Source organism: Alkalibacillus haloalkaliphilus C5 (assembly GCF_000269905.1).
GTDB classification, from domain to species: Bacteria; Bacillota; Bacilli; order Bacillales; family Alkalibacillaceae; genus Alkalibacillus; species Alkalibacillus haloalkaliphilus_A.
This window is the reverse complement of the sequence record NZ_AKIF01000014.1, coordinates 21,868-28,834: the sequence shown is the minus strand read 5'-3', so window position 1 is coordinate 28,834 and position 6,967 is coordinate 21,868. Positions and strand designations below refer to the sequence as shown.

Genomic DNA, 6,967 nt, shown 5'->3' with positions numbered 1-6,967 from the left:
CCTTGGCAGTCTCAGTCATATCGAATGAGCGAAAGAATGATAAGTTCAAAGATGCAGCCTAAAATCAGAAAAGCCGTACTGTGTGCGGCTTTTTTGTATGGATGATAGATTTTTTTGATTATTTTGATAAAATATGAATAACTAGACTAGTTTTTAAGGGTGAAGACATTGGTAGAACAAAAGGTTTGGCAAAAGCTAAAACGAGTAATTGAGTTATACGATGAAATGTTAAGCACGCCACATCGGACTGAAATAGCTAGAGAATTAAGAGATGAAGACGACCTTTTTTTATTGCTCGTGTATTCGGACATGCTCGGTATTCCCAATCCCGCATTTTATTACACGTTGGAGTTATATCCTTTTATTATTGAGAGATTCCACGACTGGCATTTACGAATGGGCATGGAACATTCACCATTAGATGGCCTTCGCTGTTGTTAAAAACTTTTAAGTAAAGTGAGGGGTTAGATGAATATACAAGAACAGAAGATTATATTCGTTGGAGGGAAAGGTGGCGTTGGTAAATCAACTTCATCAGCAGCACTTGCTTTAGCCAATGCACAAGCTGGATATAACACGTTAGTCGTTTCAACTGACCCGGCCCATAATTTAGGTGATCTATTTCATCAGTCGTTATCACATGAGAAAACACAATTATCAAATCACTTATGGGGAATTGAAATCGATTCAGCAACTGAAACTAAACGCTACATGAACCAAGTTAAGGGTAATCTAAAAGGGTTAGTGAAGTCGAAAATGGTAGAAGAGGTTCATAGACAAATTGATCTTGCAAGTGCCTCTCCTGGTGCAGAAGAAGCGGCCTTATTTGATCGGTTAATTACGATATTAATCGAAGAACAAGCCCATTTTGACAAAATTATTTTCGATACAGCTCCAACAGGACATACAATAAGACTTCTAACATTGCCCGAGTTAATGAACGTATGGATTGATGGGATGTTAGAAAAAAGGCAAAAAATCAACGACAATTACACCCAACTATTAAATGATGGTGAACCAGTCGATGACCCAATCTATGATATTCTACAACAACGAAAAGAAAAGTTCGCACAAGCAAGAGATATTATTTTAAATGAAGACATAACAGCTTTTGTTTTTGTGTTAATACCTGAAAGGCTTCCAATAATTGAAACGAAACATGCGATTAAACAATTAAATCAATTTAACTTACATGTAAAAAACTTGATTGTAAATAAAGTCCTTCCCAAAGAAGCGGATGGACAATTTTTAGAGAAAAGAAGACAGATTGAAGTTAGCTACTTAAGAAGCATAGAAGAGCAATTTAAGGATCAATCTATATTAAAAGTCCCTTTATATGAAGAGGACATATCAGACTTAGATCGGCTCAATGTATTTGCCGACCAGTTAACCTCCTTAAACAAAACGCACGCTTAAATTAAATCTCGCCTTCAACTGACAATTGGGCGGGATGATTTTAATGTCACTTTTCTTAGTGGATGACGTCTAATTAAAGAGGAGGTCATTTTATGAAAAATTTATTGGTGATTCTAATAGTCGTCTTTTTATCAGCTTGTGGAACAGGCGCTGCTTCAGGTGAGCAAAATTCAAATGAACATCCAGGGTTTATTGGGTATGTCGCTAAAATAGAGGGCAATCAAATACTTGTTACTGAAAATAAAGTAGATGAAGGCGAAGCGAACCATGAAGATCTAAATCAATTTGGTGAAAAGGCTGGGCAGGCAATTTATTTTAGTCTAAGTGAGATTGATGAAAGTACGATTAATCAGTTAAATGTCGGTGATCACATTGAAGTGATTCACGGAGCTGTAGCCGAATCTTATCCAAGTCAGAGTTCCGCCAAAAAAGTGAATTATATCGATTAAAAGGCTTAAGGATTGATCTTAAGTCTTTTTATTTTGCAGGATTCGAAATCTCTATCTAGAACTAGGAAGTATAACTAACTTTGTGTGGTGATAATATGGAATATAGTCAAAATAAGATCAAGTTTTCTCTTCAGTTTCTCGCATATGGCTTACTATGTTGGCTGTTGTGGACGGTTTTAACAGGGTTTTTACTTTATGTTTACTCACATTTTGGCTTAACAAGAGAAGGGATTGGGGCGCTCGGATTAGCTGGTGCTGTTGCTCTTGTGTTAGCTTATGAAGATCGTAAGTTGCAATACTCGCGTCTTTATCCTGCTGAACCGAAGATGAAGTTTAATCATTTGTTTTATAAAGGGTTACTTAGTTCCGGTGTTTTATTAATTATAATTCCAGTTGTCGTAAGTGTACTGACATAGGAGCTCCCCCATTAGCCTAGTGCGCTTAGAACGTATCTAAAGAGGTGAAACAACAACTCATTATAATTATCGGAATATTGTAACAATTGGTCAGTTTTTCTAAGGCTTTCTACATTATTATATTAGTAGGAGGGATAGAAATGAGGAGGTTTTACATTTTACCCATACTGCTATTAATAGCGGTAGGTTGTAGTGATAGTGGTAATGAAACGTCGATCACAGACCCTCACAGAAATGCTGAATTAGAAGCCGTTAGTCAAGAAGACATAATTGTTATTAAATACGAAAGTGACAATATGGAACGTGGAGATAACCCATACAATTATTTAGGAAGAGATCTTGTAATTGACCCAGATTTTTATATAAATCAAGAGGTTCGAAGAGGGGAAGTTGTTTACTATGAACGACCTGAAGAATATTATAATTTCCTTGAAGAACGACAAGCATACTTTGAGAAACAAGGTGAGATTTTTGAATCACAAGCTTTACCAGAAAGTGTAGCTAGAGTAGTGGCATTGCCCGGAGAAAGTATAGAGATCCAAGAAGGGCAAATTTATATTGACGGTAGCATTTTAGATACGTTTTATGGTGATATTACGCTCAATCCAATGAGTCATGAATCTAATCAAGAGTTTAATATGGAGGCTGTAACAGTTCCAGATAACCATGTATTTGTTTTAGGGGACCTTGTATGGCGAAGTATAGATAGTAAACAGTACGGCCCTGTATCACAAGAAAACTTAATTGGAAAAGTAAAAGGATACCCAAAATAAGGCTCTCGAAGTACTTTAACTTTAAAATCAAATAGCACCTTTGAATTTGGTGTTCACCTTAACTTTAAGCCTATTTTTAGGCTTTTTTTAATTCACACTGTGATAAAATCATAAAAAAGAATAATCAGATGGAGAGGATCAAATGAAACTGACCGTAAAGCTGGCAAATGAAATGATTAGAAGAGTAAATGAAACAGTTGATGTACCAATAAATTTAATGGATGAAACAGGGACAATATTGGCAAGCTCTGACCCTGCTCGTATCGGGGAATTTCACTCGGGGGCTATGGTAGCATTAAAACGACAATCTACGGTCATTATAAAGGATGAACTTCTAGATCAGTATCCGAACACGAAGCCAGGAGTTAACATACCTGTTATGTTTCAAGATGAAATTATTGGGGTTGTTGGTGTGACAGGTGATCCCGATCATGTTTTTCAACTAGCCAATATGACGCGTATGACTATAGAGATGATTATTGACCAAACGGCGGTTGAACGACAAAATTTTGTGAGAGAAAGAAGGCTGCGTGATTGGATCCAAAAGTTAGTTCATCCATTAGGTTTTGATGAAAGTCAATTAGTACAAGAAGCAGATTACCTTGATGAAATTGATTTGAATCAATCCTATCAAATCGCAATTTTTACTAGTCATCATACAGCTTTCAATATTGATCAAATTACTCACACTTTAAATCAGTATGTGCCGCATTATGCATTCATAATTTTACTTAATCAATATGAAATTGTTGTCACATTTAAGAAAGAGTTAACAGATGGACAGTCATTAATCATAAAAGAGAATTTACCTGAAAACGGGCTTTACATTGGCACGTTTGATATAGGTGTAAGTGGTTTAAGAAAATCATATATGTTTGCTAAAGAAGCATGGTTTATGAGCGACTTTAGTCATAAGCAGAACGATGTTGTAAATATTAAAGATTTAAAATTGGAGGTCGCAATACGTTCAATTTCTAACGAAGCAATGGGGTTACTTAGCGATGAACAAGATGATCTCAATAACTTGAGTGACGAATATGTGCATTCTTTTTATGTGTATTTCAACTGTAATTTTCATGCGAATGAAACGGCACAACAATTACATATCCACAGAAACACGCTAAATTACCGATTAGACATGATTAAACAGAAAACTAATTTAAACCCGAAAAATGTTAAAGAAGCATTAATGTTATATATTTTACTGACGAGACAACGGTTTAGTCATTTGCACAAAATAATTGACTAAAAATTGTTATTTTTTATTCAAAATACAAATTGTTTTGTAACAAAATGTTCACTAAACTTGTCATTAATAGGAGGAATGACAGGCATGAAAATCACCGTTAGCCCAGATTCTTTTAAAGGGAGTTTATCAGCTAAACAAGCTAGTAATGTTATTGAACAAGGGTGTCAAACTGCAGATCCGTCAGTTGTTATCAAGAAAATACCAATGGCTGATGGTGGAGAGGGAACAGTTGATGCCTTAATTTATTCAACAAATGGAAAGCGCTTACATTTTGAGGTGACAGGTCCACTAGGAGAACCCATTTCAACAATTATGGGTGAAAGTGGTGTGAATCATGAAGCACTTATTGAAGTTGCAAGTGTGTGTGGGCTTATGCAAGTGCCTAAAGAAAAACAAAATCCACTTTTCACAACGTCTTATGGATTAGGGGAACTTGTAAAAAAAGCCCTGGATGTCGGCTACCGGCAATTACTCATTGGACTTGGCGGAAGTGCGACTAATGATGGTGGTCTTGGGATGCTTCAGGCATTAGGAGCTAAGTTCTATGATGAAAGTAATCATGAAGTTGGATTCTATGGTAATGACCTACAATTTGTAGCTCGTGTTGATTTAACTAACCTCGATCCACGTTTAGAGCAGTGTGAAATTAAAGTTGCATCTGATGTAGAGAACCCATTGTGTGGAGAAAATGGTGCCTCACATGTTTTTGGTCCACAAAAAGGGGCGTCAGAGCAAATTGTAAAACAAATGGATGAAGCACTAGCTCATTATAGTCAAGTTGTTGAAGGAGAGTTAGGTCGTACTTATAAAAACAAACAAGGTGCTGGTGCTGCAGGTGGGTTAGGTTTTGCGTTGATGGTAATGGGGGGAGAAATAATGTCTGGAGCCCAAGTAGTAGGTGAAATTGCTCGACTTGAAGATGAAATTAAATCAAGTCAATTAGTCGTTACAGGGGAAGGGCAAAGTGACTTTCAAACATTTTTCGGTAAAGCACCCGGTTATGTCGCAAAATTGGCTAAGAGACATAACGTGCCTTGTGTACTTATTTCAGGTGCAGTAGACGACCGGGAAGGGAAGCTTCGTGATTTGTTTTCAGGAGTGTTTGCGATTACGAATGAGCCGATGTCATTAGCAGAATGCATGGAGAATGCTGATCAACTCCTATTACAACAAACGGCAAATGTCGTTCATTTATTTAACAATTTAAGAAAGTGAGGGGAATATAAATGGAAGGTATAGGTTTAGTTATTGTTATTGTAGCTGCCGTTCTATTAGTTATTGGTTTAACAGCGAAATTAAATATGCATCCGTTCTTATCTTTAATCATTGCAGCCTTTTTACTCGGTATTTTTGCTGGATTGCCTTTAGCTGAAGTCGTAGAAGCAGTTAACACTGGTTTTGGCGGCTTAATGAGTGGTATAGGTTTAGTCATTGTGTTTGGTACGATCATTGGTGTTTTATTAGAGAAAACAGGTGCTGCTTATCGTATGGCAGAAGTGATTTTAAGATTAATAGGTGAAAAGAGACCTCAACTTGCGATGAGTATGATTGGTAGTATCGTCAGTGTACCTGTATTTTGTGACTCTGGTTATATTATTCTATCATCTCTTAAGAAAGCGATTGCAAAACGTGCTAAAGTGGCTGTTGCTTCAATGGCAATCGCGTTATCAACCGGTTTATTCGCAACGCATACACTCGTTCCACCAACACCAGGTCCAATTGCAGCAGCAGGTAATATTGGAGCAGAGCAATACTTAGGAACAATTATCTTAATTGGTATCGTAGTCGCGATTCCTACAATTATGGCTGGTTACTTCTGGGCGATTAAAGTTGGTACGAAGATAAAAGTTGAAGGCGAAGATGAAATGCAAATTGATTATGATGAGGTCGTGAAAGAGTTTGGTGAAATGCCTTCAGCAACAAAAGCATTTGCACCAATTTTTGTTCCGATTATACTAATCTCTTTAGGGTCAATTGTAACATTTGCAGGTTGGGAAGGCTTGTTCTTCGATATCATCTTATTCTTCGGTGCACCTGCTGTTGCTCTGTTAGTCGGTGTGTTATGTGCCTTTGCACTACTACCGAAGTTCGATCGTGAAACAATGAATGATTGGATTAATGAAGGTTTGAAAACAGCTGCACCAATCTTACTTATTACAGGTGCTGGTGGTGCGTTTGGTAATGTGATTTCTTCTACGAACATTACAGACTTTATTGAAAGTTTCGGTGATAATCCGTTCTTAACAGGCGCATTATTCTTACTAGTACCATTCCTAATTGCAGCGGCTTTAAAGACTGCACAAGGTTCTTCAACTACAGCATTAGTTATTACATCAACACTAGTTGCACCGCTATTAATTGATGTAGGTATTCAAGATCCACTACCAATGGCTTTAGTTGTTATGGCAGTTGGTGCAGGTGCGATGGTTGTATCACACATTAATGATAGTTACTTCTGGGTAGTTAAAGAATTCAGTGGTATGAGTGTGACACAAGCTTATAAAGGTCAAACGGGTGGTACACTCATTCAAGGTCTTGTAGCCATCACACTTTCGATCATTATTTGGATTATATTCGTTTAAGAGAATCATAGTTTAAGAGCAGGGAGATTTCCTTGCTCTTTTTTATGTTGTTAGATGGATATATTTGTTATAGAATTTATAT

At 36.8% G+C, this 6,967-nt stretch carries 8 protein-coding genes; all 8 read left to right on the top strand.

What is annotated here, in order from left to right:
• The first annotated feature begins 168 nt into the window (after positions 1-168).
• The 8 genes from A194_RS0102920 to A194_RS0102885 all read left to right on the top strand — a co-directional run bounded on the left by A194_RS0102920 (position 169) and on the right by A194_RS0102885 (position 6,885).
• The gene (locus A194_RS0102920; protein WP_017185394.1) at positions 169-441 is read left to right on the top strand and encodes a cory-CC-star protein; all 273 of its coding nucleotides are present in this window, start codon (positions 169-171) and stop codon (positions 439-441) included.
• Positions 442-468: 27 nt separating this feature from the next.
• Complete coding sequence (locus tag A194_RS0102915) at positions 469-1,416, top strand: ArsA family ATPase (protein ID WP_017185393.1); 948 nt, start codon at positions 469-471, stop codon at positions 1,414-1,416.
• A gap of 92 nt (positions 1,417-1,508) precedes the next feature.
• Entirely contained in the window at positions 1,509-1,865 is a 357-nt protein-coding gene (locus tag A194_RS0102910) for a DUF3221 domain-containing protein (RefSeq protein ID WP_017185392.1), read from the top strand.
• Between the two features lie 95 nt (positions 1,866-1,960).
• On the top strand, positions 1,961-2,281 hold the full coding sequence (locus A194_RS0102905) for a hypothetical protein (protein WP_017185391.1): 321 nt from the start codon (positions 1,961-1,963) through the stop codon (positions 2,279-2,281).
• A 140-nt stretch (positions 2,282-2,421) separates the two neighbouring features.
• The gene (gene lepB / locus A194_RS0102900) at positions 2,422-3,054 is read left to right on the top strand and encodes a signal peptidase I (RefSeq protein ID WP_017185390.1); all 633 of its coding nucleotides are present in this window, start codon (positions 2,422-2,424) and stop codon (positions 3,052-3,054) included.
• 142 nt (positions 3,055-3,196) lie between these two features.
• Complete coding sequence (locus A194_RS0102895) at positions 3,197-4,303, top strand: CdaR family transcriptional regulator (RefSeq protein WP_017185389.1); 1,107 nt, start codon at positions 3,197-3,199, stop codon at positions 4,301-4,303.
• An 84-nt stretch (positions 4,304-4,387) separates the two neighbouring features.
• Positions 4,388-5,518: a glycerate kinase gene (locus tag A194_RS0102890; protein ID WP_017185388.1), complete on the top strand. Its 1,131-nt coding sequence runs from the start codon at positions 4,388-4,390 to the stop codon at positions 5,516-5,518.
• 11 nt (positions 5,519-5,529) lie between these two features.
• Entirely contained in the window at positions 5,530-6,885 is a 1,356-nt protein-coding gene (locus A194_RS0102885; RefSeq protein ID WP_017185387.1) for a GntP family permease, read from the top strand.
• Positions 6,886-6,967 lie beyond the last annotated feature (82 nt).

Coding starts and splice junctions, on each gene's coding strand:
- A194_RS0102915 (WP_017185393.1), top strand. CDS start 469: ATGAATATACAAGAACAGAAGATTATATTCGTTGGAGGGAAAGGTGGC.
- A194_RS0102910 (WP_017185392.1), top strand. CDS start 1,509: ATGAAAAATTTATTGGTGATTCTAATAGTCGTCTTTTTATCAGCTTGT.
- A194_RS0102905 (WP_017185391.1), top strand. CDS start 1,961: ATGGAATATAGTCAAAATAAGATCAAGTTTTCTCTTCAGTTTCTCGCA.
- lepB (WP_017185390.1), top strand. CDS start 2,422: ATGAGGAGGTTTTACATTTTACCCATACTGCTATTAATAGCGGTAGGT.
- A194_RS0102895 (WP_017185389.1), top strand. CDS start 3,197: ATGAAACTGACCGTAAAGCTGGCAAATGAAATGATTAGAAGAGTAAAT.
- A194_RS0102890 (WP_017185388.1), top strand. CDS start 4,388: ATGAAAATCACCGTTAGCCCAGATTCTTTTAAAGGGAGTTTATCAGCT.
- A194_RS0102885 (WP_017185387.1), top strand. CDS start 5,530: ATGGAAGGTATAGGTTTAGTTATTGTTATTGTAGCTGCCGTTCTATTA.